The sequence below is a fragment of the Laceyella tengchongensis genome, from assembly GCF_900182735.1.
In the GTDB taxonomy this organism is placed as follows: domain Bacteria; phylum Bacillota; class Bacilli; order Thermoactinomycetales; family Thermoactinomycetaceae; genus Laceyella; species Laceyella tengchongensis.
The window spans coordinates 229,724-255,733 of record NZ_FXTU01000005.1; the positions used below are offsets into that span (position 1 = coordinate 229,724).

Consider the following 26,010-nt stretch of genomic DNA (forward strand, 5'->3'; position numbering starts at 1 on the left):
ATGCATAGGGATTTGTTCGCCCCGGATGGGTATGTGCATGAGGAATACCAGCTCTTTGTGCAAGATGAACCAGAGTGCGAAGAGACAATTGCAGGGTACCATGCCCATCCCAAACAACAAGTGTTGCATCAAAGCCCCGCCCGTTTTCGCATCGCCACTTGCGGCAGGCGGTGGGGAAAAACGCTGGCCTGCTCGATGGAGATGATGAAGTTCGCCTTGGAGAACGAACGCGCATTGTGTTGGTGGGTGGCCCCTTACTACCGTCAGGCTTGGATCGCATATCGCATTATCAGCCAAGCCATACGCGATTTTGTTGTGAACGACTTGAAAAGCTACATGCGGATTGAGTTGGAAAACGGCTCGATCTTGGAGTTTCGGTCAGCTGAGAATGTTGACGCTCTCCGGGGGGAGGGCGTTTCTTTTTTGGTGGTCGACGAGGCGGCCATGATCAAGCGGGAGGCGTGGGAAGAGGCCTTGCGCCCGGCACTGGCCGACCGGAAGGGCAAGGCGGTGTTTATCTCCACCCCCAAAGGGCGGAATTGGTTTTTTGATTTGTACATGCGCGGCCAAGACCGCGATTTCCCTGATTATGAATCATTTCGATTCCCCAGCGCTAGCAATCCGTACCTGCCGGCATCCGAGCTGGAGGAAGTGAAAAAGAGCTTGCCAGCCGATGTGGTGCGGCAAGAGTTTGACGCTGAATTCTTAGAGGAATCCGCCGGCGTGTTCCGCGGCATCCGCCATTGTGTCGAGGGGGAACTAGAGGCGCCGCGGGAGCACGGGGAATATGTGATCGGGTTTGATGTTGCCAAGCATGTCGATTACTCCGTCATCACGGTGATCGATGTAAACCGGAGGCATGTGGTGGCGTTCGAACGATTCAACCAAGTGGATTGGAAGACGCAGATTGATTGCTTGGAAGCATTGGTTCGGAGGTATAACCACGCCAAAGTGTGGATGGATTCCACAGGGGTGGGGGATGCCGTTTGCGAGAGTGTGTATGACCGGGGGATCGATGTGGAAGGGTTTGTTTTCACCTCGATATCCAAGAAGCAACTGATTCAGCACCTCACGCTTCTGATCGCGGAACGGGCGATCACATTCCCCGAATTGCCGGAGTTGCTTCATGAGCTGTCCACATTCCAATTTCACCTCACCCCGACTGGACATCTCTCTTATTCCCATCCCCCTGGGGGTCACGACGACTGTGTGATGTCGTTGGCGCTGGCCTGCTGGGGTCTCAAAGAACATCAGCCTATACAGCTTTTTATCTAATGTGGAGGTGAGTCGTATGTACGACTTGGAAACCCGCATCAAGCGGTTTATGGAGAAACAAGCGGATCGGCTCGAAGGGAAAGCGGCTTCTGTGCCGTCCTATATGACGACTTGGACGCAAGTTCGCACTAATCAACATTACGATTTGAGCCGATTGACCGATGAAGGGTACCGCAAGAACAGCATTGCTTCCGCCTGCATCATCATGATCGCCACATCTGCGCCAGAAGCGGAGCTAAAAGTGTACCAGCCATCAGAGATGGGCCATGTCGAGGTGCCCGACCATTGGCTGAAACAGCTGATCAACCGTCCCAATCCCTATCTGTCCACCTATGAGCTGTGGGAATTGGTCCACACCTACCTCAACACCTCAGGCAATGCTTATATTCTGTTGCATCGTGATAAAAACGCCCAATTTGGCCCGGTAACGGAGCTGGATGTGTTACGCCCAGACATGGTTGTGCCGGCTTTCGACGAGAACAACAAGATTCGCTATTACCAATACTCCTTGAATGGCAAGCAGTTTAAATTTTTGCCGCAACAAATCATCCATCTCAAGTTTCCAGACCCGCTGAATGAAGTTGAGGGCTTGTCTCCGCTCGCGCGGGTGCTGAGGGAATTAAACATCGACAATCAGGCGACGGATTTCACCCGTACCTTTTTCAACAACGCGGCAGTGCCCTACGGCATCTTGTCCACCGATCAAAAGATGCGTGAAGAAGAAGTGGAACGCACCCGAGAGCGTTGGATGGACTGGTTTCGCGGCTCACGCGGAAAAAATCGCTTTAAGCCGGCGGTGTTGGGTCAAGGCCTTAAGTATGAGCAGATCGGCTTGTCGTTTCAGGAGATGGAGTTTGAGGCGTTGCGTAGCATGACCGAAACCCGCATCTGCGGTGCCTTTGGGGTTGACCCGGTGTTGTTGCCGAGCTGGGTGGGGATCAAATACGGCGGCAAATACAGCAACTACAGCGAAGCGCGTCGCCACTTGTGGGATGAGACCATCATTCCTGCCTTGAGACGAATTGAAAGCAAGCTGACTTCCCAATTGCTGGCCCACGAAGGGGTCGTCGCCCGATTTGACCTCAGCAAGATTCAAGCCTTGCAAGAGAATGTGAATGCCAAGTTCGAACGGATTCAGGGAGCCTTCACCGCCGGGATCATGAAACTGGACGAGGCGCGAACCCAGCTCGGTCTGGAACAGGACGAACTGTTGGGGGACCTGTATACGTTTCAACTAAAAGGTCAGCAAGGAAAGTCCGTAAAAGCTCTGAAATGAAGTGATCTGAGAACTTGAAAAGTCCCTTAGGCGCTTGGTTAAAAGCGCCTTTTTCATTTTTCCAAGGGGGAAATGGGATGAACATCATTAAAGCGTTCAAAAGAAATCAAATCACATTAAATGAAGCACGGATCGGGTTGGGATTGCCACCCGATTCTTTATTTGGCCACAAATACTATTTTGAGCTTTTAACTTTCATGTCATATGAAGTAAAGGCTCAGACTGATCCGATTTTTGGTATTTTTTATGATCAATTGAGCGCGTTGCAATCTAAATACCAAATCGATTTTTCAAATCAATTTAAAGAGATATTGCAAAAGTGGAGAACAAATGTGAATAGTCAGCCTACCAATCGACCTTTTGCGAGAGGGGAAAAAAAACGTTTTTATGAATATGTTGAAAATATGTATTCAGATTTGGAAAAAGAAATCATGGAAACACATAGGGAGGTGATGGCTAAATTAGTTGAGGAAGCAGGTTCTCGCATGACCGAAACGGTTATCGCTTCAGATGAGGCTTATAATAAGGAGCACTTTGTTGACAATGAATTAGAGTCATTGTCTGAGCAATTCGCTGCATATGTAATGGAAAAATACAAAAATAAAATAAAAGAGTTTTATAACCGTGCTGAAAATCTGATAACACTACGGGATGAAATACTTAAATTTATTGACGATGCCAAAAAAGATGAGAAAACCATCAACTATGAAATGGTCAAAATATCTAACTTGGCTGCTGAAGATGCCATGAGGCAAGCGGGGATTGAAGAAAAAATGTGGGTTTTAGAAGACCATAGTCGCAGCTGCCCCTTTTGCCGCCGAATGAGTGAAGAGAATAAAAAAGTAGGAGAACTGTTTGCCAAAAAGGGAGAAATCATCCAAATTGACGATAAAGTGATGAATATCAAAGAAAATGTGCTTGCTCCACCTATTCATGCCAATTGCGCATGTTTTATTATGCCAGTAGGCATAGAATCACCATATAGAGAGTTTACACCGGCAACAGATGCGGAAATAGATCAATTAAGAAAACTGTTGATCAAATGGGGAATAAGGGCAGATGTGGCAAAGCGATGGGCGGAAGGTAATAAATATCCCAAAATTCACAAAAACGCAGGCCAAGTAAGTGACAAGAAAAATGCAAATGGCGCATACGAGGTCATTAACTATAAAGGAGAGAAAATTTCCCTTACAGGAAGGGAGTATTATGGAAAAACGAAAAAAGTTGTCATAGGGAATGACGAAACAGGATATAAGGAATTTAATGTGAAAGTGAATAAATTCCCTGACTTCACTCCATTTAAATTTGACGAATTTCAGCTTGCAGTCAGACATTACCAAATTCCTGAAAAAAGACAGTTTCATATTCTAAATATCATGGTCAGGGATAAATTGGATCGTGATCAAAAATATAGGGCCAAATTATTAGATCTTGCGTTGAACACGATCAAATACGGAGGGTCAAAAAACAGATTATGCAGAAAATACAGGGCATTTTTTGATAATTCGGGCATAAAGAACACGTTGCAACAACATCTGCCTCACATCCAGAGCAATGTTCTGGAAGCGTACATTAATAAGGTCATACGCGGAGAGCCCTGCCCTGAATTATACAAGGAAATTGTGGCTCGTGATAAACTGAAGCAAGATGTTGAAAGCATTTTTATAAGTTGGGTGGAAAAGGGAAACGAGTATTTTGGGTTTACGTGGCACCATCACGAAGAGTTGGGGCGAATGTTATTGCTACCTTCCAATATCCATACCAATGTGCCTCACACAGGAGGAGAAGCGATATATTACGGAAACAGACACGATGATGATGAAGAGACAACGGTTCAAGTCAGATAACCTTAATATTATGGGAGGTCATGAAGAATGAGAGTTCCTACAGAAGACCAATATAAGATCTTGGATATATTTGAAAAAGAACGGGAAGCGATCATCCAGGCGATCAAACAGATTTTCACTTTCCCTTATGTAGAAGAAACCCAGCTAGTCATGTTGGAAACGGTGACAGATAAGTATGGGATCGGTTTTGATGCGTATCCCCACACCGCTCCTTTTGATCGGGCACCGCTGTTTGAAGAAGATCGGGGTACGGATATCATCCGTGTGGAAGGCGTGGCCGGAGGATCCTTTTATTTCGGTGATGACTTCGATGTTGACGCGCTGTTAGAAGAAGATCTGTTGGATGCATATCTTTTGGTTGGAGAGAAGCTGTTGGTCAAATGGCTGGGCAAGCGAATCAAAGAGGTGGAAGGGTATGATGCTTTTCCATATCCCATCTGCATGTGTTTTCAAGGGGATGAGCCGTATTACTATGATTTATCCACGGGTACAAGAGAACGTATTTGATTTTCTTAAGATGGCACGCAAGGAGAAAGGCCATAATGCCGGACAGCCAGCTCGACAGGGCTGGTTTTTTCTTTTGCCAGGGCGTTGATGCTAAGGGAGAGGGGGAGTTGGTGTGAGCCTACTTGTGGGCGGTGTCTTGTCCGCAAACGAGCAAGCAGCTGTCTGTGCCGCACTCGCCGCGCAACAAGATAAGGTAGATGCTGTGTTGAAAAGGCTTATCACCCATCGGTATGCGGTGGAAACGAGAGTGATTTTTTTCCATGGAAAAGCGCACGATTTCGGATGTGTGGTTGATGTCCGGCCTAAAGATAAGCACTTGGGCGATGTGCCGCTCTGTTTTGTAGGCAATCGCCCGGCGTATGGGCCGCTGACATCGGTGAATGTTGACTTCGGCATGAATATGGCAGAGAAAATGGGAGGCGGTGATGGCAACGGCTGTATGGCCGCATTGTTACAGCTATTTGCGCACTGGTTGGGGGTGTGGTTGCGGGAGGTGGGCGGCCAATCGTTTGCATTCCCTTGCTTGATGGCGTTTCATCAATACTTAGAAAAAGGGTATTACCATCTGCAAGCGGGAAATGTCATCGTGTAGCCCTTGATTGAGCGGTTCGGAGATGACCCTCCGCTGACCCTCCTGCGAATCCATTGTGAAGCATTGTTGGGAACACGAAACCCGGGCAACGTGTTATTCTTAGTACAAGGATAAATGGCCTTGCGCCCCGCTAAAGCTGCTTATGGGTGTGGCGGGGCGCGATGGATTGGCACCACATGGCGCAGTTCTCCGCAAGAGCGGAGGGTTGCGCCTATCTTTTTCCGCTGGAGGTGAATTTTCATGGCTGAGACGCTGACCAAATTTACGTTGACCGCTGAGCAGGGGGAGACAGTTTACACCGACTGGATCGATGTGCGACACGCGAGCCGGTTGCGGTTGTTGATCGGGCCCAAAGAAGGAGGGCGATATGCGGCGTCCATTTCCCAATCCACTGTCGATCCGGCTCAGAACACTCCGATTGTTTATTACAATGAACAATTCATTTGTGGCCAGACGGAGAACTTGGCTCTGATCCCACAATCAGAGATTTTTGTGCGCAAAGACCAACTGGGGGCCAATTTCATCAAAGTGTCTTTAACCAATGTGTCGGCCGACTTTCAATTTGATGTCTATCTTCTGATGGAAATCGATTCGCAAGGAGGTGCATGAAGATGCCAGCGCTTGTCACTCTGCAAGAAGTGAAGGAATATTTGAAATTAGATTTGATGTCCCAATTAGAAGATAAGGTTCTCCAGCACTTGATCGCGGCCGCGACGGCCGAAGTGGAGCAGAAGCACGGCCGGGGCCTCACGTACCGGGAAACGGTCGAAACGCACAGTGGTACGGGGGATGGCAAGTTGTTTCTCCGCGCCTATCCTGTTGTATCCATCTCGTCGGTCACGGTGAATGGGGCGGAGGTGCCTCCTAGCGCTTATCGGGTGGAGAAGCACACCGGTATTTTGCATGGAGCCTGGCCCGCAGGTGTGGACAACATCTCCGTTTCCTATAAAGCAGGATATTGGACCGATTTCCAAAATCCGCCTCCGTCCATGGACATCCCTATGATTCCTATGGATTTAAAGCATGAATGCTTGGAGTTGGTTGCGTATCTTTATGAGAATCGGGGCGGAGTGCGATGAGTGTGAACGCTGGAAAGCTCCGCCATAAGATGGTGGTCCTCACTGCGGATAGCCAGTTGCGCCATCCGGGCCATTATTGGTGTGAGATTCGTACCCTGAACTGGAAAGAGGAAGGGGACGGCTATGTGCGGTGGCAGGATACCATTTATGAGATTCGGAGCCGTTATTTTTCATTTGGGCCTGACCCGCAAACCCAATTTGAACCGGTGGCCGGCAATATTTTGCGGATTGACGACAAGCACAATTATTTGATTAAAGCCGTGATCAATGTGGATGCCAAGCGGGAGGAGTACCGCTTTACATGCACCTATTTGGGGCAGGTATAGGGGGGGGAGCGAGATGCCGATCCGGGTTGACATCAACATCAAATCGTATGAAGAGATGGTGCAAAACCAATTGCGGGAACGGATGGAGGCGGCTATGGACCACGCCGCCGCTAAGTGCAAAAAAAGGCTGAGTCGTTCTAACGCAAGTGGGGCGAGCCCCTCGAAAGCGAGGGAATCTCCCAAGAAGGTGACAGGACAACTGATCCGGTCGATCAAGTCGGGCGTGGAAGTAAAAAAGGGAGTCGTGCATGGGTATTTGTCAGCCGACACTCCGTACGCGCTTCGGCTGGAATTTGGGTTTGTGGGAACGGACTCCGCCGGGAGACATGTGAAACAAGCGCCCCGTCCTTATCTGCGGCCGACGCTCAGCGAAGAGGGGAAGCAAATCGCTAACATTTTGATCGGCAAAAAGATCTGACGAGAGCATGTCTGAATAGGCCAGCGGCTCCAAAACCATTTTCTCATTCGCTTCACTTATGCATCGGCGCTCCTCGAGAAAAGGTTTTTTCGCCGCTTCTTCCCTACCAACTTGATTCACCAGACACGCCCTAAAGACAACCACGGGGCCTGGGAAAGGGGGTGATAACAGTGAGCGTAATCACGGATGCCGTTTACAACAAGCTCAAAGGGGACACCAAGTTGGTGGGTACCTACACCAATGGCGTCCCCAACAAGAATGGCTTGCTCTCTTGGATAGGGGCCGGGGGAACGTATTGGGACCCGTCTGAGGGCAAATGGGTTTCCAACCTGAGCCCAGCGATCTACACGTATGAGCTGGACTTTTCGGAGATTACGTCAAGTCATCCCGAATACCGGGATTTAAGGGGGTTTATCGTAACCACCGGCCATGTCACCGACACGTCAGATAGCGCGGCGTCCAGCAAAACGAAAAAGGCGCGGACGATTACCAAAGATATCCGCTGTTTTTATCGTCAGGATTTGGACAACGCCACACCAGACGGCACATTTAAAGAGGTAGAAGCCATCGCTGAAAGGGTGTATGAACTCTTTCACCGTCAGCCGCTGGTGATCCCTGATCCGGATGATCCACTCAACTATACCAAGTGGCAATCCGTCATGGTGACCTGCAACGGCCCGATTTACATTCCCGGTGAACAAGCCAAGTTGCTGACGCAGAAAATCGACGTGATGGTTGTCACGCTCCAGTTCACCATCCAAGAATTCAAGTAGTTCAGGCTGCATTGCCAACATGCTGAAGACGCTCTCCTTGCGGGATGCGTTTTTTATTTTGGGGAGGAATGGATATGGGCATGAATGGGCGTTCTGTTTTGATTTTCGTATATGACAAAGACCATGATGGAGAGGGTCAATTCACCGACAAATACATCCTGGTTGGTGAACAGACCTCGTTATCCCAAGAGCAATCCGTCAACTTGGTTGAAGCGGGGCATAAGACCGTCGCCAATCAGCAGTATGTGTACGGCAAAGGGGAAGCCACCCTTTCCATCGAGGCCTTGGCATTCACGCCGACCGATAAAGACCAAAAGGGATTGCTCGTGCTACAAAACAGCTACAAGAACAGGAAGAAAGCGTATGTCAAGCGGGCTGTGTTTGATGGAACGTCCACTTCTGACGTTGAATACGCGGAAGTGGTGGTGGAGAGCATCAGCTTCGAGTACCCAGACGATGATGTTTCCACCGTTTCCGTGGAGTTGAAAGCAAACGGTACATTCGCAACTGAGCCGCCAACCATCGTGGACAGCGAGGTTTCTGGCTCGGTTACCGATTAAACCGATGCGCGGGTACAGTTTACAACAAGACAAAACTCGGGGGGAATGAAAGATGGCAACCAACGGAAGCACGGTATTGCTCATGGTGAAAGAAGGAACCAACTGGATCGCGGTGGGGGAACAGACCGGACTATCCATCGAGGAGTTGGTAAACCTGATTGAAGCGGGCCATAAAGGGCTGACGACTCAACAATATGTGTACGGCAAAAAGGAAGGCAGCATCTCGCTGGAGGGGTTATATGTGAAGGACGATGCCGGTTATCTGGCCCTGAAGAACGCCTTTAAAAACCGGACGGCCATCATGGTGCGCCGCCAGGAAAACGGGGTCAATGTGGAAGATGTAGAATGTCTGATCGAATCCATGTCTACGGAATTTCCCGATGATGATGTCTCCACGATCTCGGTGGAGCTTAAGATGAATGGCGAGTGGACGCCGGCGGTCTGACGAACGGGCCGCTGTGTGATTCGGTTGTGGGATGCGGAGATAACACCTGGCCGGGCCAATCCGTTTTAAAGGAAACAGCGGGTTCGTCCGGCTTATTACGATGAAAAGGATGATGTGATGATGGCAAACAAAGTGAAAGGCCAACGCTCATTTGTCGCCGGCGGACAAACCTACACCGTCCATTTTGATTTCAACGCCTTGGCGGAACTGGAAGAAGCGACAGGATTGACTGTGCCCAAAATCAGTGAACAGATGCAGGACACGTCTCGCATCTCCATCAAGTTCATGCGGGCCCTGGCTTGGGCCGGGTTGCTGAAGCACCATGGGCTGTCCTTGACCGAGGCGGGAGAAGTGATGTCACAAGGGGACATGAATGAAATTTTCATGGCCGTTGGCGAAGCGTTCGCCACGTCGATGATGACGGAGGAGCAGATCAGGGAGCTGGAAGCGCAAAAAAAGACCGGTCAAAAAAAAGTAGCACCGCCGACGGAGCCGATGTCTGGGACTGGCATCAAATAAGGCGGGATGCGATTTGCATTGGCCTGTCGCATGATGAGTTTTGGCGACTTACTCCGGCCGAACTGCGGGAGTTGTATGAGGGCTACTTTTGGCGGCAGGATCAGCTTCGCCAGTTTTGGGCGGCAATGACCGCTGCGACGATACAGCCCCACTCCAAAAAGCGGATTAAACCGACTGATTTATACAAACCGCTCGCCAGGGCGAAGCGAAGTGGGCCGGTGCTTTCTGAAGCGGAACGGCGACGGCGGTTTGACGAGATCGTGAAGAAGATCGGCCCGGACGTGATTCCGGTGCGTTCTTCTTCTGAACCATAGACTGAGAAAGGAGGCATTCGATGGCACAGCAGTTGGGACAAGCGTATATTCAAGTGACTGCGGACTTCAGCCAGCTCGGACAGCAATTGGCGATGGCGACCCAACAAGTCACACAGAGCACCCGCAACATGATGCTTAATCTGGAAGCAGCCAAGAAGTCGTCAAAGAACCTGTTCAGCTCGATCAAATCGGGTGCTTTGGGCGTAGTCGGCTCGATGGTTTCCGCTTCCACCCAAGGAGAGCAACTGAGTGAGGCATTTGGCAAGTTGAGCCAATTCACAATTGATAAAACCATCGGCCCCGCCCTGGAAACCATTGCGGGGGCGATTGAGCGGCTGGTGGCAAACATGTCCAAGTTTGGCGTGGTGGAAGGATTTGAGAAGACCTTTTCTCAAGAGACGAAGGTGGCCATCGTTGCGGTTGCGGGGGCCATCTTGGGGGCGTTGATTCCCTCATTCATCGGATTGACCGCCTCACTGAAAGCAATGGCTATCGCTGCTTGGAGCGCGATGGCTCCTTTGTTGCCCTGGATGGTGGCCGGGGCGGCGGTGGCGGCGGTGGCGTATCTAATCTGGCAGAACTGGGACACGGTGTCGGGATGGTTACAAGCGGCCTGGAATTGGCTGTGGACGGGTGCGACGACTATTTTTAACGGCATCGTAGAAACCATTAAAACGATTTGGAACGGCATCACCACGTTTTTCTCGGAATGGGGGATGACCATCCTGGCGGTGATCACCGGGCCGATCGGGTGGTTGGTCGGCTTGATCGTCACTTACTGGGATCAAATCGTCGCGTTTACCACGACCATCTGGAATGGCATTATCTCGTTTTTCCAGGAGTGGGGCACGACGATCCTCACGGTACTCACGCTCCCGTTCTGGCTCTTGGTGGTGTTTTTCCAAGAGATCTGGGCATTGATCGACGACACAGTCAAATCGGTGTGGAATGGGATTGTGGCGTTCTTTACGACGATCTGGCAAGCAATCGTCAATCTGTTCACCGGCTATCTCAATTGGGTGCTGAACACATTTACGTCCATTTGGAACAAAGTGAAAGAAGGCGTCATCCTTGTTTGGAACGCCATTAGCTCATTCCTGTCCTCGGTGTGGAATGCGATTGTCGGGTTCTTCGCCCCGATATGGAATCGGTTGGTGTCGACGATCACATCCGTGTGGGATCGGATAAAATCGATCACGATGTCCGTTTGGAACACTGTCAAAGGTTGGCTGTCTAACATCTGGAACGGCGTGAAGAATATGGCCAGCTCGATCTGGAACGGGGTCACATCCGCGATCACCGGCGCATGGGAAAGCTTGAAGTCCAAAGCGTCGTCCATCTGGGAAGGGATTTTTGGCAGCATTAAAAAGTGGATCAACAAAGCGTTGGATATTGTACGCCCATTTATCAATGGGTTTAACAGTGTCGTGTCCAAGATCAACAGTTTGACTGGTGCCAAGTTGCCAACGCTCTCGTTGCCAGGTTTGGCCAAAGGGGGGATTGTGACCAGCCCCACCATGGCTGTGGTCGGGGAAGGACGGTACAGTGAAGCGGTTCTGCCCCTGTCCAATAAAACGTTCAGCGCTCTGGCAGAGGGGATCACCAGCAAGATGGCGGGCGTGGGCGGTGGCAGCGGGTTCATGATCAATGTGGAGCAGATGCATGTCAGAAATGACCAAGATATCCGCCTGATCAGCCAAGAGTTGTGGAGACTTCACCAGCGCCAAGCGAGATCATTTGGGGGGAGAGTATGATGGGGTTCACGTTTGCAGGCATTCATAGTGAGCAGCACGGATTGCGGGTGTTGGATGTCAAGCGCCCCATATCTCCCGGAATCGCCGCGAAAACGGTGAAAGTCCCCGGTAAGGCGGGCGTGTATGACATGGGGAATGAGGTGGACGCGCTCCACATATCTGTTGAGGTGCTGTTGACGGGGCAAACCTTGCGGGAAATCCGGGACCGAGTGCGGGCCGTGGCCGCTTGGCTCAGAAACGACGACCGGACGGGAATGCTTACGTTTGATGATGAACCGGACAAAGCCTACACCGCACGGCTGACCGATCAGACGGAGTTGGAGGAGATGGCTCTGACAGGGCAGGCAACGCTCACATTCCTTGCTGCGGATCCCTTGGCTTATGCTGTGGAAGATGATGTGTTTACTAGCGAATCGGGGATGTTGTCGTTTCAGCGCAAGGGGACGGCGCCATCGCAACCGTTGATCGAAATCACTGGGGAAAGCGGCGGGATGGACGGAGGATTCGAAGTGGGACTGAATGGTAGCATGATGACATATAAAGGACCGCTTGGATTTGGTGAGCGATTGGTGATCGATTCCCGTCTAAAAACGGCTTACCTATTGAAAACGGATGGCACCAAACAAAGCGCGCTCAATGCCTTTGACTCACTAATCTTCCCCTTAACCCTCCCGGGTAAGGAGAACCAGTTGCAGGTGAGCCCGCTGGGAGCGGCGACGGTGGACCAGGTGAAGATTACATGCCGCAGTTGTTGGTATTAACCAATACAAATGGGTGCGGGCGGGGGAATCCCGCTCCACCGTGTTTGCATCAGAATAAAGGAGGCGAGAGTCAGTGGCTAAAACACCCTTTAAAAAACTGGGAAGTGTGGAAATCCTCTCTGCCCATCTCAATGGGATTCAACATGCTGTTAATAATATGGAAGACGTCTTGGGGATGAAGACGGCCCCAAAAACGGGTGTTCAGCTGTTGCCGTACACGGATATGCCGGATCCGGGTTTGAGGTACCGCATCTATGAGGGGCCCGACAACAATTGGCTTTATGATCCGGAGCCAGTCATCAAACGGAATGGCCAAATTGTCAGCCCATCCGAATATGAGTTGCAGGCGGAATATGGTGCGGTGGTTTTCCATGTTCAACAACAGGCAAGCGATGTGATCACGGCCGATTATACCCACATCACCAACCAGTCCGCCAAGATGGAACAGGTGGATAGCCAGCATGCCGCGCTTGAAGCGAGAGTGGTAGCGTTAGAACAGAATGGGGGAGGTGGCGGAGGAAGCAGTTTCCTCGCTTATCTGGTGAAGCATTATCCAGGCACATACCGCTCCCACGGCATATCCCCGCAAAACAACGCGACAGGGGTGGCGGTGCTGGCAAACAGCATTGACATCTTTCCATTTGTAGCGCATGAAACCATCATCTGCGACATGATGGGAGGGCAAGTGTCGGCTGCCGTGTCAGGCGGATTAACTTCGTTTGCCGTTTACACGGATAACAATGGGTATCCGGGCACGCTGATCGCACAAACCGGTGCGGTGGATTGTTCGACCACCGGCTGGAAAGAGGTTGCGTTCACCACGGGGCCGGTCATGTTGCAAGCGGGGAACTACTGGATCGGTCGTTTTTGCAATGCAGCTCTTTCTTTCCACGGCTTGAGCCCGGCTGGTATCAATCCTGTGCCGTCGGCTCCACCGCTTGGTTCCGACAATATCAACAACAGCAATGGATTAGGGGCGGGCGTGGGCGGCATCCGCTATTCGCTTGCCTTTGACAATGGTGCGTTTCCGGAGACATTCCCAGCGGCAGGCAATGGCCCGCAATATCTGGAGCGCAACGCTTACGGGTCGCCATGGATCAGAAGAAAGCCGTGATGGCAGCGTAGCGTGCTTTTGAAAGGGGTGGGACAAGTGAGATATAACCGGTTGGGAAACGGGCGTTACAATCTGGACGGAGTAATCTACAACCAGCCTCTGGCGGCCGATGAGCAACCGTACCACAAGCTGGCGCAAACGCCCATCCTTGTATTGGATCAACAGCGCAGGCGCCTAGCAGTGCTGGATCATCTGACCGAATTGGTGATCACGGAGGAAATCAACGGCGAAGAGACGGTTGATTTATCCATCCCGTATGAGGATGCGAAGCGTGTTTATTTGGAGAACGAAAACTACATTCAGCTGGGGCAGCGAATGTATGTGATTCGCCGGGTTCATCATTCCCGCAAGGGATCGGGCAAGAGGGAAACGCAAGTCTACGCCGAGGCCATCTGGTATGACTTGCAATATGCCGAGCCGATGGCTATAACCCAGTGGCCGGACGCGACGCCCTATGAAGTGATCCGCGACATCCTTACGGGCACAGAGTGGCGGGTGGGCCGGTGCGATATCGGCACCGTGCGTAGCATGTCCGTTGATGAAGGGTTGACCAACCGTTTGACTGCGTTGCGGGAGGTGGCCGACTTATGGGGAGGCTCCATTCGGTTCAACCCGCTGACAATGACGGTAGATCATGTGAAAGTGGGCGGATTCCGCGATCCCGGTATCGCCATCGTCTACCGCAAGAACATGGATGAGATTGAGGCTGATTATGATACGACCGATCTGATCACCAGGCTGTACCCATACGGAAAAGGCAATTTGACCATCAAAGACGCCAATGATGGCAAAGAGTATGTGGAGAACTTCCAATATTCCCAACAGATTCGCACGCGCACATTTAAAGATGACCGCTTCACCAATCCTTATCAATTGAAGGAGAAAGCGCAGGAAATCTTGGACAAGCTGAGCAAGCCGCGGCTGTCTTACCGGGTTAAAGCCAGCGATCTGTCCATGTTGTCTGGACTGGAACATGAAGCTTTCCGCATTGGGGACATCGTCCGCGTCTATGATGAAGAGTTGGGGATGGATGCAAAAACGCACATTGCCCGTTGGCAGTATGATGTGTTGGCCCCGTGGAACACCGTGTTGGAATTGGAATCGGCGGCTCCCACCTTAACAGACTTATTGAAAGGGGTCGCGCAAGCGGGGTTCCTGCAATCGGAAGATTCTGTCGAGCGTACCGAGATGCTGGAACTGATGGTGTTTAACTATCTGCTCAATTCCAGAGCTGACGACGGGTTTGCCTACTGGGTGAACAACGGATGGGAAATTAATGCAACACGGGGTTATTCGGGGAATGCATCGTTCATGTGCCAAGGGCAGCTCGGTGTGGAGAAAACACTGACCCAAACGGTGGAACCATCCCACCGGGACAGCTACACCGTGAGCATGCAGGCGGCGACGGAGAATCTCAAAAAAGGGCCGAATGGCAAAGTGGGCGTCGAAGTGGTGCTTCATTATGATGACGGGCAATCGGAGATGAAGTTTTTCCCATTGGCCTAAATAAGACAAGATGCGGGTGGCGCAAACCCTTAGACAGGCGAAGGTGGTGAGCAACATGTCTTCATTTCAACCGTTTCAAAAAAGTTTTGCGTCAAACAGCGGCAAGAATGTGAAAAAGATCGACCTGCGTCTGGTCGTTTCTGATGTGACTGGCAAGATTCAAATCACGGATATGATGTTGCAAGGCGGTTCCATCGCCACCGTATGGACAGGGCACGCTTCAGAAATTCAATGGTCATTTGACGGGTGATGTGGATGAAAAAAGAGTTTTGGACCCGGTATTTTTTCACCTTTCAAGTGACGCCCAACCGGAAGGTGACCCGAATCGACTACCGCTTTGTGATGAATGATTGCGAAGGAACGGCCTGGCTGACTGATTTGATGCTGCAAATCGGACGGGCGGCATCTGGTTATGTTCCCGCTAACAAAGAGTTTTTGCAAAGAGAGCGGGACGGGGCGGGAACGGTGATCCGCCGCAAGCATTACAACGGGGTGATTCGCGGGAAACGGAAGATCGCCGTCCCCAATCGGGAAGCGGTAAGCAGGGAGAAAGACCTGGCCAAGCGGGTGACTGGTGGCGTGGATTTTCACCTCGCTCTGACCCGGAATACGCCACAGGAAGGAATCCGTTTTGCTCATCAACACGGGCAACGGCAACTGATCGTATCGCCTCCGCTCAGCGCCAACGATCAGGTCATGTTGAGCGCGACCAAGCGCCGCGTGGAAATCAACGAGCAGATGACACAAGAATACAGCGGCAATTTCCACACTTGTCCTGCCGGGTTTGGGATCTATCAAGTGGAGTTGGACGATGAACGGGGTGCGGGCCGCGGGGCGGGGCAGTTGGTATGTGAGGTGGACATGTGGCTGAAGGGAAGAGGGGGTGAGCGATTGTGAGTTCATTGCGAACACGCCACCGGGAGTTTTTGTCGTGGGTCCGTACGAGCGAGCAGCTGGAAGTGGTGGAGCGGTTCGGCAACAAATTTTCTGCTGTCTGCCTGTTTTGGTTTGACATACAAGCGGACGGCTCGTTGACCGAGGCGATCAGCGATCTAGAAAAGGCGATGGCTCGCGCCCGGCAGATTCATGAGAAATGGCCGCACATCCGCTGGTTGTTGACGGTTAAGAACGACGGGGTGCCATCCAGAATCAATCCGGTGGTGTCCAATCACCAGGGGGCGCAGGATCGGTTCATTCAGGAAGTTCACCGCATCCTAAACCAATATTCGTGGGTGGATGGCCTAGATGCCGACTTTGAGCGGTTGCCCAATGACCAAGTGGACAACATCTACCAGCTGTACGACCGCTTGTTTGCCGAAATAAAAAGCCGCACGGCCAACCGGTTTCTCCATCTCGATCTACCGCCGATGGTTGCGGCGCATGAAACCATCGGACCTGAGAAGTGGTGTGACTATGGGCGGTTAAAAGACCGTTGCGACACAGCGCAGATCATGACTTATGGATTTGCGTGGGCTGGCTCGGCGCCAGGCTCTACTGCGCCGTTGGATTGGCAGCGGAGCGTGATCCGTTACGCTGTCAGCGCGTTTGATCCCATGCAGGTTTACATGGGGGTGGCGGCATACGGTTACCGCTGGGAGATCAGCAAATACCCGAAAACGGCTTCGCAGCCTTATCGCGGTTTCGGGGGCGGATTTCCCGATTTTTTGCGGTGGATGATCGGGGAGCTTTCGCATACCGACTCTTACCGGGGCGGGGCTGAAACGCAAGCCTATATCCCTTTTTTCTCGTATTTTGACGAGCAGGATGCCGTGCACCAACTCTTCTTGCACATCTATGATTATGTGGATGCTGGTGAAGACGCTGATACGACAAGCTTGAACAATGGCAGGTTTGGGGATCGCTCCTTTTTGACCGCTTACGGCAAGGATCAAGTCGTTTCCTTTGATGGGACAGTGTCTGACCAGACAGTGGACGACGCGGATGTGGTACAGGGTGCCATGATCCGAACCGGCGCCTACGTGTCTCCGCGCAAGCCCACCGCCGGGGAAACGGAAGGCTATGCCAAATGGACATTTTATGTTCCTGAGGAGGGAGCCTATGATGTCGTAGCGCAAGTGGAGTATCCGTGGTTTGATCAACAGAAGTTGGTGGTGAAAATCGACGGGATTCCCCAGGTGATCGGTGAAGTGCCCCAACATTACCCTTATCATCGCCAAGTGCATTGGACCAAGGTGGCTCGGTTGACATTGACGCCGGGAGAGCATGTGTTTGAAGTGTTGGGAGAAGGAAGTCAGTATGGCACCATCTTCTACGGCTTTCGCGTATGCCGGCAATTCCAGGAAAGCCGTGAAGCGGGGGAAGCCACCTTTACGCTGATGCCCCGCAAATTCCGCGACCGGAATGGGATGGCGGCCTGGCCTTATGAAAACAAGTTTAAGCTGACCTTGGAGGCGGTCAGGCGGCCGCCAGAACCAGCGCTCATCTTTTATGATGATTTTCGTGATTGGCAAGATCAGCTGCCTTCCGATAAATACATCATCCATTCGGGTGCGTGGAAGGTGAACAAAGACAAAAATGACCCCGCCCCCCGCCAGTATACCTGGGTGTCCGGCTCCGGCAAATTCACGCTCAACACCTCCCGTTTCACCAATGTCACGGTGGATGCCAACCTGCGCGTGGAGGAAGAGGGAATGGCAGGGGTGCTGTTTAAAGACCTCTGGTTTTGCCTCAATATGAACTACAAAGGCGGCCGATATGAATTGCATCAGGGAGGCACGCGCCTAGCAACCCAATGGCCAGGTGGACCCCTTGCCCTCAACACCTATTACCGATTGCGGATGAAAGTGCGGGGACGGGAAGTGGTCTGCCTCCTCAATGATATTCCGGTCATCCGCCACACCTTGGCCGAGGAAGTGGGAGCTGGCGCGTGGGGGGTGCAATCAGATGTTGCTATGTCCTGCGATTTGCTAGTCGGGGCTGATTCCCACTGGCATTACCCGCAAGAAGCGATGGATATCATCCTGCCCGATGGGACGGAGCAGACGTTGGGCCGCATTCCTCGGTCAGGGATCACATGGGATGAGAAGTGGGGCTTTTTTTATTTGGAAAGCGGCGACGAGCTGGACACCCGCCTGGAACCGCCAGACGGGATGGACAAGCTGATTATCAAGGACTGGGATTATCTCCACTCCGCTCCGTTCACTTTGACAGAAGGAGATTATCCGGTGAAAGTCCGGATGAGGGATCAGGGGATCTGGCTGTCCCGCATTTATTTGGGGGATGCCGACGGATTTAGCATCGCCGTGTTCCCCTTCGCCGAGACCATTTTGCGGCAGGGGGACATCGCCGCATATGAGTTCAAGGCTCGTGGCATCGGGTTATGGTCCGTGGGGCAGGAAGACCCGCAACTTTGGCACATGCTTGTGGATCAAGTGGATGGTTAAAGGCAAAGAGGCGAAGTCCCGGTTATGCGGCAAGGGAAACAACCGCTGATGGACAACGAGAAAGCATCATTTTCCGCCATGCCCACTGTCGGGTGGATTGTGGGTAGTGAATAGACGAAAAAAGGTGGTGCGATGTGAAAGAGATGATCAAACAATTGGCGCAGGAGAGTGTGACGATCAAAGCAACGGTCGCGATGACGGGTGCCGTAGCCTCTTATATTTTTGGAGGATGGTCCACGGGATTGATCGTGTTGGGCATTTTGGTGTGCATTGACTTTGTGACGGGCCTGCTGGCCGGATTTTATGAGAAGAAGCTTTCTAGTCAGATCGGTAGCAAAGGCATTTTGCGGAAATTTGGCATGATCTGGGTGATCGCCATGTGCCATCTGCTGGATGTGTTGTTGGGGACTGAAGACTTGCTCCGGGATGGGGCGGTCTTTTTTTATGCTGCCAATGAATGCTTGAGTATTACCGAAAACGCAGGCCGGATGGGCTTGCAACTTCCAGGCCCCATTGAAAAGGCGATTCAGGTGTTGCATGAAAAAACGGACAAGAAACAATAGGCATCCATGGTGACGAACACCAACCCCACGATTAGGGGATGCCTAGTGAAATGGAGGTTGGAACGATGAACATTCAACAACAATGGATTCCGGTGGCCCATCGACATATCCGCCCCCGCATCACCATGAAACCGGAGTACATCACGATCCATGAAACGGCTAATACCGCCAAAGGGGCGGATGCACAAGCCCACGCCCGCCTGTTGGCAAGAGGGAATACCCGAACCGCGTCATGGCATTTTACCGTTGACGACAAACGGATCATCCAACACATTCCGGAAAACCAGGTGGCGTGGCATGCCGGGGACGGGAGGAATGGCCCCGGCAACCGAAAATCCATCGGTATCGAAATCTGCGTGAACGCTGATGGGGATTTTGTCCGTGCACAAGAAAATGCCATCAGGCTTGTCAGAATGCTCATGAATAAGTACAAGATTCCAGTCAGCCGGGTGGTTCCCCATAAGCACTGGTCCGGAAAAAATTGTCCGGCAAATCTTCTTAAGCAATGGCCATCATTCATCGCCCGGGTGAGACAAGGCGGTTCTGCGTCGCCGGCAACGGGAAGTGGCCTGCGCCGTTTGTTGAAGGTTACCCGCCCGATGATGCGGGGGGATGATATCAAAAAAGTTCAAGAGAGATTGGGTGTGCCGGCGGATGGAATCTATGGTCCGGTGACCAAACGCGCAGTGCAGGCCTTCCAAAAGACCCGCGGTCTGGCTGTGGATGGCATCGTCGGCCCGCAAACATGGGGGGCGTTGTTCCCATAAGCGGAGCCAAGGGTGTGAAGGGATTGTCTCTACCCCGGGCGTTTGACCCGTTGTAAAATAAACGTATAGGAGAATATTTATATAAATTTAACCGTGTTGTTTATATCCGTTTAAGCAGGGTCTGCGCATTGCAGGCCACCAACATCATTTAAGGAGTGAGCGAGATGTCTACTTATCCATTTGGAAGCACCCGTAGTTATTACGCCGGAGGAACCCCACGGATCCACATTAGTTCGGGCAAGTACGCAGCTTTATCCCCTGCGGATGAGCAATTGCTGGACGCGATTCTCCACTGCAAAAGCTACAGTGAGGAAATCTCCCTGTCCGATCTGAAAATGATCGAGGCGAAAGCGGCTGGGGAATTGCCGGAGACACAGTGGGAGCCGGAATCGCTGGGCGCGCAGATCATAGACAAAATCCGCCAGCAGTCCAAAGTGCGCAATTACCATCAAATCTTTAACGCTCCCAAGGACCCGTTTGAGCTGCCGGTAGTGGCCAATGATTTTACCGCTTCGCTGATCGGATCGGAAGGAGAGACGGTGGCGTCCCAGCCGGTGAGCGACAACTACGGCAAGGTTGTTTTCAACCACCGCAAACTGATGATTACGGCGGAAGCGACAACCGAATTTGAAGAGGAAAACATTCCGGAAATGATGGCGTTTCTGAAAAACCAACTGGCGATCAATCTGATGCGGGCGGAAGAGAAAATGCTGTTCCTAGATGATGCCACCCATGGCTTGCTAGCCAACGCTGCCGACAAGACCGCTGCCGTGCCAGGAGGGAGCTTGACCCCGGCTAACGCTACGCAAACTGTGATGAGTTTGTTATCGGCGATGGGAGCCCCGTACAATTTGGACCCGGCCAACATCGCCATGTATCTCCATCCTGAATTGTATTGGAATTTGGTTCAGGCCGGGGAAGTGAAGACACAAGACATGTACGGCCCAAGCGCCACGATCATCAGCGGGGAGCTGGGCAAATTTTACGGTATGAGCGTTGCGCCACTCACCACGTTAGACGCTGTCGATGGAACGACCACCACTTATCCGATCATCTTGGCGAACCGGGCGTCGGTCTTGCTGTCCCAGCGCCGAAATGTAACGATACGGGTCTTTCCGCTGGAGGGTGACAAAAACAAGATTGAAGCGACGGTGCGCACCGCCATCGCCTATCCGCACAAGAGCGGTGGGTTTGCTGATGGGGTCGTCAAGGCACTGTTGAAGAAAGCGTGAGGCCGGATGTGGCCCCACGCTTCCTTTTGGAAAGGAGGTTCCCATGAGTCGACCATTTCCCGTCATTCATCGCATCCGTAAATTCAAGGACGCCGAAGAAGGCGCGCTTCTGCTGGAGGGGTATGCCAGTACCTTTCATGAGCGAGACCGCCATGGGGATACGATCGATCCGAAAGCGTTTGACGACAGCATAGAACAATACATGAAAAATCCGATCCTACTGGCTTATCATGACCATAAAAAACCGATTGGCCAAGTGCTAGAAGCGCATCTGGATCACCGTGGATTGTATGTCATAGCCCAAGTGAACCGATCCCCGGACCCCCACCTTGAGGGGATTCGAAAACAAATCGAGCAAGGCACGTTAAGATCGTTTTCCATTGGTGGTTATTTTCACCGCCGGCAATTGGCTCCTCATCGCCATCTCATTGAAAAAATCGATTTGGTGGAAATCAGCGTCGTCAGTGTCCCCGCCAACCCGCATGCTGCCTTTCAAGTGCAGAAGGGAGCTCGAAACGCATGGGGCGCCGACGCGGACTCCGTTTTGGAGTACGGAACGCCCATTGCATTTAAATCCCTGCTGATTCCGGAAGCGGGTAACGTGCGCCGGCAACTCTCTTCATTCTCCGCCAGCGAGCCGCTGCGCATGCGCGTATTTGTGACAGGAGCCAACACCGGACGGTTCCTTCATTATCTGTTTGGCATGAAAGAACAAAACCGCGCGTCTTGCGCGTTTGAGCTGGAGGGGGAGATGGGGGAGTTGAACCAGCGCCTGCGTGTGATCGAGCACTACGCCAAACGGACAGGGGTGTCTGTCGAAGTGGACTCCCCTTGTGCCTTCAGAGGGGGATAAGGCGGCGTCCCAGCAGAAAAAGGGAGGAATCACCATGAATAAGATTGTGTTGACTGTCGAGTTGGAAGAACCGGTGAGCGAAAAGTTTGATGTAAACACCTACGCCAAGAATATCGCTTACCGTGCTTTGAACTGGAGCCGCGCGGTCAAGGTGAATGGCGCGGGTGTGAATGTATGCATGATCAATCAAATGGCTCCCGAGCCGGGGACGCTCAAACGAAATAAATCTAAATAAAACGTCGATGGCTTAGGGTTTTCAGGAACACAGGCACAGGCATCAGCGCGGGCTTTATGCCAACCAGCTCCCGGTTTACGGGAGCTTTTTTATTTTCTCATCGTTCTTCTCATATGCGTCCCATTTTTCGCTTGCCGTTACATAATAGGCGACTTTGTGGCGTAAGTATGTTATTATGTGAAAAAAGAATTGAAACTTACGAAATTCATCATGGGTTCTGGAAACATTGTCAGCTCTATCCATTGACGGAGAATAAGCCGTTGACTATGATAGAAGGGTAGTTCGCTAATGGAATACTTTCTCGTTTTGAATAAAGGGGAGTAGCTGTTACAGCAAAGTCGTCATTACGGGCATATGCCCCGGCTTTGTTGGCAACGTAACCGTTGTTGGCAAGACCTTTACTTTTCCAAGCGTGATTTTGAGTTTGGAAAAGTAAAGGTCTTTTTGTGTATTTTGCCAATGTGGAAGGATACTATTTTCGGGGGTGTATGATCAAACATGATGGAATTTTTTACAGCGTTGCTATCAATTGTGATCATTGACTTGGTGTTGGCGGGTGATAATGCGATTGTGATCGGGTTGGCCGCACGCAATTTGCCCAAGGACAAACAAAAACAAGTGATTATCTGGGGGACGCTTGGGGCGGTTGTGATCCGGGTATTGGCGACACTGGCGGTCGTCTGGTTGCTGAAAATACCTGGTTTGCTTTTGATCGGCGGGATTATTTTAACTTGGATTGCGTTTAAGCTGTTGATTGAGGAGAAAGATCATGATGTAAAAGCCGCAGATAGCATGTGGGCGGCGATCCGCACAATCATCATCGCCGATGCGGTAATGGGCTTGGACAATGTGTTGGCAGTTGCGGGCGCGGCTCATGGCGACTTTTTACTGGTCATGCTAGGACTGATCATCAGCGTGCCGATCGTGGTCTGGGGTAGCACCGTCTTCCTCAAGCTGATGGACAAATACCCATGGATCATATATATTGGTTCGGGAGTTTTGGCGTTTACCGCCGCCAAAATGATTGTCGATGAGAAGTTGATCAAAGCGTACTTCGAAGAACCCTCTATCAAATACGGATTCATCATTTTGCTGATTGCCGCGGTGCTCTTGCTTGGTCGCTGGTTCAAACAAAGACAGAGCAAAGCGGGCGCGCAAAGCTAAAGGTATCGAACCTAGCTGTATGTCAAAGTTGCGCGCCTGTCCGCTGATAAAAGGACCATTGCTGGCGTGCAAACCGAGTCAGATGTGAGAATGGAAGGAAAGTTGGGGGAGCGCCATGGTCAGATTGGAATATCGGCTGTGTGATGAAAAACAGGGGTTTCCCAGCCTTTTCGGTTATTCGTCCTTGTCGAATGGGGAAGTGTTGATGCGGTTTGCTTGCGACTACTTGGTCAAGGGAACCCGCGTCTACGAGAAAACATCCACCGCGATTGAAGGGGATCTGTATGTGATATATGTCATTGAAAGCCCCGATGAGGATGAAGCCCCATCCGGTCCCGTCTTCATGCCAGACTGGGTAGGGATCTGTATGGAGGTGCGCCATTTCCGCGAGGGGATGGACGATTATCCCTTGGTTCACCGGCTTCGTTTCTATGATCCGCAAGAAGCGTTATTGCACTTATTGGGTGATTATCTGATGATTGGCGATCAAGAATGGGAGAAGACATCGACGGAAGTGGATGAAAACCGAAAAGTGTATGTGATTTACGCCAAGCCAACAACGGAAGAGTGAGGGGAAAAATGGGAGAGCAACAAGGGAAAAGCCAACGGTTGGTGAAGTTGTTTGCCGCTGCGATGGTTGCCGTGCCCTTGGCCGGGTGCGGCGATGAAGATATCGAGCTGTGTTTTGACGACAATCGGGATCGGCGTTGCGACGATGATGGTAGCTACTATGATCCAGACAATTATGTGGTAAAAAAAGGGAAGCGCTTCGCCTACATCAAACCGGATAGCCGCTTGGTTACCGAGAACGACGTCGATTTCAAAAAAGGGATTGGCCGGAAATCGGGAGGCTCCAGCGGATAAGATGCGACGTGACGATTATGCGCGGCGGCGGACGGAAATTTATGCTCCGATTCGGGAAGCCGGAATTTTCACATGGGATTGGGATAAAGATGATCAATCTGAATATGCATTGGCTACTGTCCATCCCATTAGCGAAGCGTTTCGCCAAGAGCTGGCGTTTGCCACAGAGCGCTTAGGCCAGATTTTCGCAAAAACGGCTCGCATCGTTCAGGAAGGGGCTGATGCCCTGTTAAGGGAGCTAGGTATCCCGGAAGCGGCGTGGGGAGCTGTACGCTTGCCCCTCAATTCGTCGGCACCCACCGCCATCGGTCGTTTTGACTTTGCCCATACGCCGCAAGGATTGAAGATGCTCGAATTTAACAGTGACACTCCCACATGTATCGTGGAAGCTTTTTATGTAAACGGATTGGTGTGTAAGGCCTTTGGCGCCACTGATCCCAACCAAGGCGAACACCGCCGTTTCCGCCCGGTTTTCCAAGAACTCGTGGAACGATACCGGCAGAGCGGTTACGCCATCGAACGGGTGGTGTTCAGCGCGTTGGACTGGCACGAGGAAGACGCGGGGACAACCAAGTATTTGCTTCGGGAATCCGGGTTGGAAGCCGCATTCGTCCCGCTGTCGGAGCTGGCGGTCAAGGGGAGTCGCCTGTATGCGCCCGATGAGAGCGGGTTTGCCCCGGTGGATGTGTTGTATCGGCTACATGCGTTGGAGATTCTGGCCGATGACGAGGATGAACATGGATATCCGACAGGAAAACATTTGTTGCGATTGGTTGCCGACAAGCACTTGGCGTTAATCAATCCACCCCAGGCGTTGCTGTCGCAAACCAAAGCCATGCAAGCGCTGATATGGAACTTGAGCGACTCACAGTTGTTTTACACCGCGGAGGAACGGGCGTGCATTCAACGCTACATGTTGCCCACCTATATGGATAATCCGTTTCATGGCCAGCGGGCATATGTGCGGAAGCCGATTTTCGGTCGGGAAGGCGGAGCCGTCACCCTGTATGACCGCAATGGCGCGATCATCGCCCATGACAAGGAAACGTTGTATTGGGAGCAGATGATGATTTATCAAGAATTGGCTGAGATGGAGCGAGTGGAAGTGGAGACATGGCGTGGTCCGTTTACTGGGGAGTTGTTGTGGAGCTCGTTTTTGATCGGTGGTCAAGCCTCGGCGATTGTCGCGAGGGTGGACAAGCACATCACCGGCGACCGCTCCTATTATTTGCCAGTCGGTCTAATGGGAGAGAGGGGAAAATAGATGAGTCAACTAGCTTTATTCCAGAATTTTGCATTATACTTGGCCGTGACGATCCCGCTGGTCATTGTGGGGTTTATCGCCTTCTTATGGGCGACACCTTACAAGGAAGTGGAATTGATTCGGCAGGGCGCGAACACAGATGATCCCGCCAAAAAAAATGCGGCGACGGCAGCAGCTCATGATCTGAGCGGCAAGATGCTCGGATTGATGTTGGTGGTGGCTTCGGCGATATTCCACTCGGTGAGCGTGGTCGACTTATTGATCTGGGGTTCCGTGGGGATCGTGTTTCAAATTATCATGTTCTACTTGTTTAACTTACTGGCCCCGTTTAGTGTGGTCAAAGAGATCCCTAAGGGGAATGTGCCCGTCGCCATTTTCGCATCGCGCTTGAGCGTTGGCGTGGGTTTGGTGATGGCCGCGTTGATCAGTTATTAAGGGGCGAGAGATTGTTGGCTCCGGTCCCCTATGAGAACAAACGAAGGCATGGATCAAAAGATCCATGCGAGGCTGCTGACAAACTGCCTTGAAAGGCAGGGTCAGCAGCCTTTTTTGTCGAATCAATAAAAAACAATCTATAAGGAGTTTTTTCTATGTTTAG

31 protein-coding genes are annotated in these 26,010 nt (G+C 51.7%); all 31 read left to right on the plus strand.

All coding sequences use genetic code 11. The features are described 5' to 3' along the window. The 31 genes from QQZ12_RS12085 (at position 1) to QQZ12_RS12235 (ending at position 25,847) form a co-directional block, all read left to right on the plus strand. Positions 1–1,275, plus strand: coding sequence for a phage terminase large subunit (locus tag QQZ12_RS12085; RefSeq protein ID WP_102993578.1), 1,275 nt, complete (start codon positions 1–3; stop codon positions 1,273–1,275). A 16-nt stretch (positions 1,276–1,291) separates the two neighbouring features. Then, positions 1,292–2,551, plus strand: a complete 1,260-nt coding sequence (locus QQZ12_RS12090) for a phage portal protein (protein ID WP_284724474.1) — start codon at positions 1,292–1,294, stop codon at positions 2,549–2,551. Positions 2,552–2,628: 77 nt separating this feature from the next. Further along, on the plus strand, positions 2,629–4,398 hold the full coding sequence (locus tag QQZ12_RS12095) for an HNH endonuclease (protein ID WP_284724475.1): 1,770 nt from the start codon (positions 2,629–2,631) through the stop codon (positions 4,396–4,398). 27 nt (positions 4,399–4,425) lie between these two features. Beyond that, positions 4,426–4,905, plus strand: coding sequence for a hypothetical protein (locus tag QQZ12_RS12100; protein WP_102993576.1), 480 nt, complete (start codon positions 4,426–4,428; stop codon positions 4,903–4,905). Positions 4,906–5,017: 112 nt separating this feature from the next. After that, the gene (locus tag QQZ12_RS12105) at positions 5,018–5,497 is read left to right on the plus strand and encodes a hypothetical protein (RefSeq protein WP_284724476.1); all 480 of its coding nucleotides are present in this window, start codon (positions 5,018–5,020) and stop codon (positions 5,495–5,497) included. 240 nt (positions 5,498–5,737) lie between these two features. After that, the gene (locus QQZ12_RS12110; RefSeq protein ID WP_102993574.1) at positions 5,738–6,106 is read left to right on the plus strand and encodes a hypothetical protein; all 369 of its coding nucleotides are present in this window, start codon (positions 5,738–5,740) and stop codon (positions 6,104–6,106) included. Positions 6,107–6,108: 2 nt separating this feature from the next. Further along, on the plus strand, positions 6,109–6,576 hold the full coding sequence (locus QQZ12_RS12115) for a head-tail connector protein (protein WP_189318919.1): 468 nt from the start codon (positions 6,109–6,111) through the stop codon (positions 6,574–6,576). Further along, positions 6,573–6,902 (plus strand): hypothetical protein, encoded by a 330-nt coding sequence (locus tag QQZ12_RS12120; protein WP_022737474.1) that lies wholly within the window; start codon positions 6,573–6,575, stop codon positions 6,900–6,902. The genes QQZ12_RS12115 and QQZ12_RS12120 overlap by 4 nt, the downstream gene beginning before the upstream one ends. A 13-nt stretch (positions 6,903–6,915) precedes the next feature. Continuing rightward, entirely contained in the window at positions 6,916–7,320 is a 405-nt protein-coding gene (locus QQZ12_RS12125; RefSeq protein WP_284724477.1) for a hypothetical protein, read from the plus strand. 170 nt (positions 7,321–7,490) lie between these two features. Continuing rightward, entirely contained in the window at positions 7,491–8,093 is a 603-nt protein-coding gene (locus QQZ12_RS12130; RefSeq protein ID WP_102993571.1) for a hypothetical protein, read from the plus strand. A 74-nt stretch (positions 8,094–8,167) separates the two neighbouring features. Beyond that, positions 8,168–8,653 carry a hypothetical protein gene (locus tag QQZ12_RS12135; RefSeq protein ID WP_102993570.1) on the plus strand — a complete coding sequence of 162 codons (486 nt, stop codon included), beginning with the start codon at positions 8,168–8,170 and terminating at the stop codon, positions 8,651–8,653. Between the two features lie 52 nt (positions 8,654–8,705). After that, on the plus strand, positions 8,706–9,098 hold the full coding sequence (locus QQZ12_RS12140; protein WP_102993569.1) for a phage tail tube protein: 393 nt from the start codon (positions 8,706–8,708) through the stop codon (positions 9,096–9,098). Positions 9,099–9,218: 120 nt separating this feature from the next. After that, positions 9,219–9,617 (plus strand): GTA-gp10 family protein, encoded by a 399-nt coding sequence (locus tag QQZ12_RS12145; RefSeq protein ID WP_102993568.1) that lies wholly within the window; start codon positions 9,219–9,221, stop codon positions 9,615–9,617. Positions 9,618–9,742: 125 nt separating this feature from the next. Next, a complete protein-coding gene (locus tag QQZ12_RS12150) occupies positions 9,743–9,931 on the plus strand; it encodes a hypothetical protein (RefSeq protein WP_154987680.1) in 189 nt (62 codons plus the stop codon). Between the two features lie 20 nt (positions 9,932–9,951). Beyond that, positions 9,952–11,685: a phage tail protein gene (locus tag QQZ12_RS12155; RefSeq protein WP_102993566.1), complete on the plus strand. Its 1,734-nt coding sequence runs from the start codon at positions 9,952–9,954 to the stop codon at positions 11,683–11,685. After that, entirely contained in the window at positions 11,685–12,446 is a 762-nt protein-coding gene (locus QQZ12_RS12160) for a distal tail protein Dit (RefSeq protein WP_284724478.1), read from the plus strand. Before QQZ12_RS12155 ends, QQZ12_RS12160 begins: the two co-directional genes overlap by 1 nt. A 73-nt stretch (positions 12,447–12,519) precedes the next feature. Then, a complete protein-coding gene (locus tag QQZ12_RS12165; protein ID WP_284724479.1) occupies positions 12,520–13,560 on the plus strand; it encodes a hypothetical protein in 1,041 nt (346 codons plus the stop codon). A gap of 36 nt (positions 13,561–13,596) precedes the next feature. After that, positions 13,597–15,066, plus strand: a complete 1,470-nt coding sequence (locus QQZ12_RS12170; RefSeq protein WP_102993563.1) for a phage tail spike protein — start codon at positions 13,597–13,599, stop codon at positions 15,064–15,066. A 55-nt stretch (positions 15,067–15,121) separates the two neighbouring features. Beyond that, positions 15,122–15,316 (plus strand): hypothetical protein, encoded by a 195-nt coding sequence (locus QQZ12_RS12175; protein WP_102993562.1) that lies wholly within the window; start codon positions 15,122–15,124, stop codon positions 15,314–15,316. Between the two features lie 5 nt (positions 15,317–15,321). Next, entirely contained in the window at positions 15,322–15,963 is a 642-nt protein-coding gene (locus tag QQZ12_RS12180) for a hypothetical protein (protein WP_102993561.1), read from the plus strand. Then, positions 15,960–18,470, plus strand: a complete 2,511-nt coding sequence (locus QQZ12_RS12185) for a glycosyl hydrolase family 18 protein (RefSeq protein WP_284724480.1) — start codon at positions 15,960–15,962, stop codon at positions 18,468–18,470. The genes QQZ12_RS12180 and QQZ12_RS12185 overlap by 4 nt, the downstream gene beginning before the upstream one ends. 143 nt (positions 18,471–18,613) lie before the next feature. Then, positions 18,614–19,033 (plus strand): phage holin family protein, encoded by a 420-nt coding sequence (locus QQZ12_RS12190; protein ID WP_284724486.1) that lies wholly within the window; start codon positions 18,614–18,616, stop codon positions 19,031–19,033. Positions 19,034–19,098: 65 nt separating this feature from the next. Then, entirely contained in the window at positions 19,099–19,800 is a 702-nt protein-coding gene (locus tag QQZ12_RS12195) for a peptidoglycan recognition protein family protein (RefSeq protein ID WP_284724481.1), read from the plus strand. A gap of 164 nt (positions 19,801–19,964) precedes the next feature. Beyond that, complete coding sequence (locus tag QQZ12_RS12200) at positions 19,965–21,032, plus strand: phage major capsid protein (protein WP_284724482.1); 1,068 nt, start codon at positions 19,965–19,967, stop codon at positions 21,030–21,032. 43 nt (positions 21,033–21,075) lie between these two features. Beyond that, complete coding sequence (locus tag QQZ12_RS12205; protein WP_284724483.1) at positions 21,076–21,885, plus strand: HK97 family phage prohead protease; 810 nt, start codon at positions 21,076–21,078, stop codon at positions 21,883–21,885. Between the two features lie 34 nt (positions 21,886–21,919). Continuing rightward, positions 21,920–22,120 carry a hypothetical protein gene (locus tag QQZ12_RS12210; RefSeq protein WP_284724484.1) on the plus strand — a complete coding sequence of 67 codons (201 nt, stop codon included), beginning with the start codon at positions 21,920–21,922 and terminating at the stop codon, positions 22,118–22,120. 501 nt (positions 22,121–22,621) lie between these two features. Then, complete coding sequence (locus QQZ12_RS12215) at positions 22,622–23,284, plus strand: TerC family protein (protein WP_284724487.1); 663 nt, start codon at positions 22,622–22,624, stop codon at positions 23,282–23,284. A 115-nt stretch (positions 23,285–23,399) separates the two neighbouring features. Then, positions 23,400–23,855 carry a hypothetical protein gene (locus tag QQZ12_RS12220; protein WP_102993555.1) on the plus strand — a complete coding sequence of 152 codons (456 nt, stop codon included), beginning with the start codon at positions 23,400–23,402 and terminating at the stop codon, positions 23,853–23,855. Positions 23,856–23,863: 8 nt separating this feature from the next. Next, complete coding sequence (locus QQZ12_RS12225) at positions 23,864–24,148, plus strand: hypothetical protein (RefSeq protein WP_102993554.1); 285 nt, start codon at positions 23,864–23,866, stop codon at positions 24,146–24,148. Between the two features lies 1 nt (position 24,149). After that, complete coding sequence (locus QQZ12_RS12230; protein ID WP_102993553.1) at positions 24,150–25,412, plus strand: glutathionylspermidine synthase family protein; 1,263 nt, start codon at positions 24,150–24,152, stop codon at positions 25,410–25,412. Continuing rightward, positions 25,413–25,847, plus strand: coding sequence for a DUF350 domain-containing protein (locus QQZ12_RS12235; RefSeq protein WP_102993552.1), 435 nt, complete (start codon positions 25,413–25,415; stop codon positions 25,845–25,847). It begins immediately after the preceding gene. Positions 25,848–26,010: the final 163 nt, after the last annotated feature.

Bases quoted from the DNA above. Each gene is read 5' to 3' on its own strand.
- QQZ12_RS12085 (WP_102993578.1), top strand. From the start codon at position 1: ATGCATAGGGATTTGTTCGCCCCGGATGGGTATGTGCATGAGGAATAC.
- QQZ12_RS12090 (WP_284724474.1), top strand. From the start codon at position 1,292: ATGTACGACTTGGAAACCCGCATCAAGCGGTTTATGGAGAAACAAGCG.
- QQZ12_RS12095 (WP_284724475.1), top strand. From the start codon at position 2,629: ATGAACATCATTAAAGCGTTCAAAAGAAATCAAATCACATTAAATGAA.
- QQZ12_RS12100 (WP_102993576.1), top strand. From the start codon at position 4,426: ATGAGAGTTCCTACAGAAGACCAATATAAGATCTTGGATATATTTGAA.
- QQZ12_RS12110 (WP_102993574.1), top strand. From the start codon at position 5,738: ATGGCTGAGACGCTGACCAAATTTACGTTGACCGCTGAGCAGGGGGAG.
- QQZ12_RS12115 (WP_189318919.1), top strand. From the start codon at position 6,109: ATGCCAGCGCTTGTCACTCTGCAAGAAGTGAAGGAATATTTGAAATTA.
- QQZ12_RS12120 (WP_022737474.1), top strand. From the start codon at position 6,573: ATGAGTGTGAACGCTGGAAAGCTCCGCCATAAGATGGTGGTCCTCACT.
- QQZ12_RS12125 (WP_284724477.1), top strand. From the start codon at position 6,916: ATGCCGATCCGGGTTGACATCAACATCAAATCGTATGAAGAGATGGTG.
- QQZ12_RS12135 (WP_102993570.1), top strand. From the start codon at position 8,168: ATGGGCATGAATGGGCGTTCTGTTTTGATTTTCGTATATGACAAAGAC.
- QQZ12_RS12140 (WP_102993569.1), top strand. From the start codon at position 8,706: ATGGCAACCAACGGAAGCACGGTATTGCTCATGGTGAAAGAAGGAACC.
- QQZ12_RS12145 (WP_102993568.1), top strand. From the start codon at position 9,219: ATGGCAAACAAAGTGAAAGGCCAACGCTCATTTGTCGCCGGCGGACAA.
- QQZ12_RS12150 (WP_154987680.1), top strand. From the start codon at position 9,743: ATGACCGCTGCGACGATACAGCCCCACTCCAAAAAGCGGATTAAACCG.
- QQZ12_RS12155 (WP_102993566.1), top strand. From the start codon at position 9,952: ATGGCACAGCAGTTGGGACAAGCGTATATTCAAGTGACTGCGGACTTC.
- QQZ12_RS12160 (WP_284724478.1), top strand. From the start codon at position 11,685: ATGGGGTTCACGTTTGCAGGCATTCATAGTGAGCAGCACGGATTGCGG.
- QQZ12_RS12175 (WP_102993562.1), top strand. From the start codon at position 15,122: ATGTCTTCATTTCAACCGTTTCAAAAAAGTTTTGCGTCAAACAGCGGC.
- QQZ12_RS12180 (WP_102993561.1), top strand. From the start codon at position 15,322: ATGAAAAAAGAGTTTTGGACCCGGTATTTTTTCACCTTTCAAGTGACG.
- QQZ12_RS12190 (WP_284724486.1), top strand. From the start codon at position 18,614: ATGATCAAACAATTGGCGCAGGAGAGTGTGACGATCAAAGCAACGGTC.
- QQZ12_RS12195 (WP_284724481.1), top strand. From the start codon at position 19,099: ATGAACATTCAACAACAATGGATTCCGGTGGCCCATCGACATATCCGC.
- QQZ12_RS12200 (WP_284724482.1), top strand. From the start codon at position 19,965: ATGTCTACTTATCCATTTGGAAGCACCCGTAGTTATTACGCCGGAGGA.
- QQZ12_RS12205 (WP_284724483.1), top strand. From the start codon at position 21,076: ATGAGTCGACCATTTCCCGTCATTCATCGCATCCGTAAATTCAAGGAC.
- QQZ12_RS12210 (WP_284724484.1), top strand. From the start codon at position 21,920: ATGAATAAGATTGTGTTGACTGTCGAGTTGGAAGAACCGGTGAGCGAA.
- QQZ12_RS12215 (WP_284724487.1), top strand. From the start codon at position 22,622: ATGGAATTTTTTACAGCGTTGCTATCAATTGTGATCATTGACTTGGTG.
- QQZ12_RS12220 (WP_102993555.1), top strand. From the start codon at position 23,400: ATGGTCAGATTGGAATATCGGCTGTGTGATGAAAAACAGGGGTTTCCC.
- QQZ12_RS12225 (WP_102993554.1), top strand. From the start codon at position 23,864: ATGGGAGAGCAACAAGGGAAAAGCCAACGGTTGGTGAAGTTGTTTGCC.
- QQZ12_RS12230 (WP_102993553.1), top strand. From the start codon at position 24,150: ATGCGACGTGACGATTATGCGCGGCGGCGGACGGAAATTTATGCTCCG.
- QQZ12_RS12235 (WP_102993552.1), top strand. From the start codon at position 25,413: ATGAGTCAACTAGCTTTATTCCAGAATTTTGCATTATACTTGGCCGTG.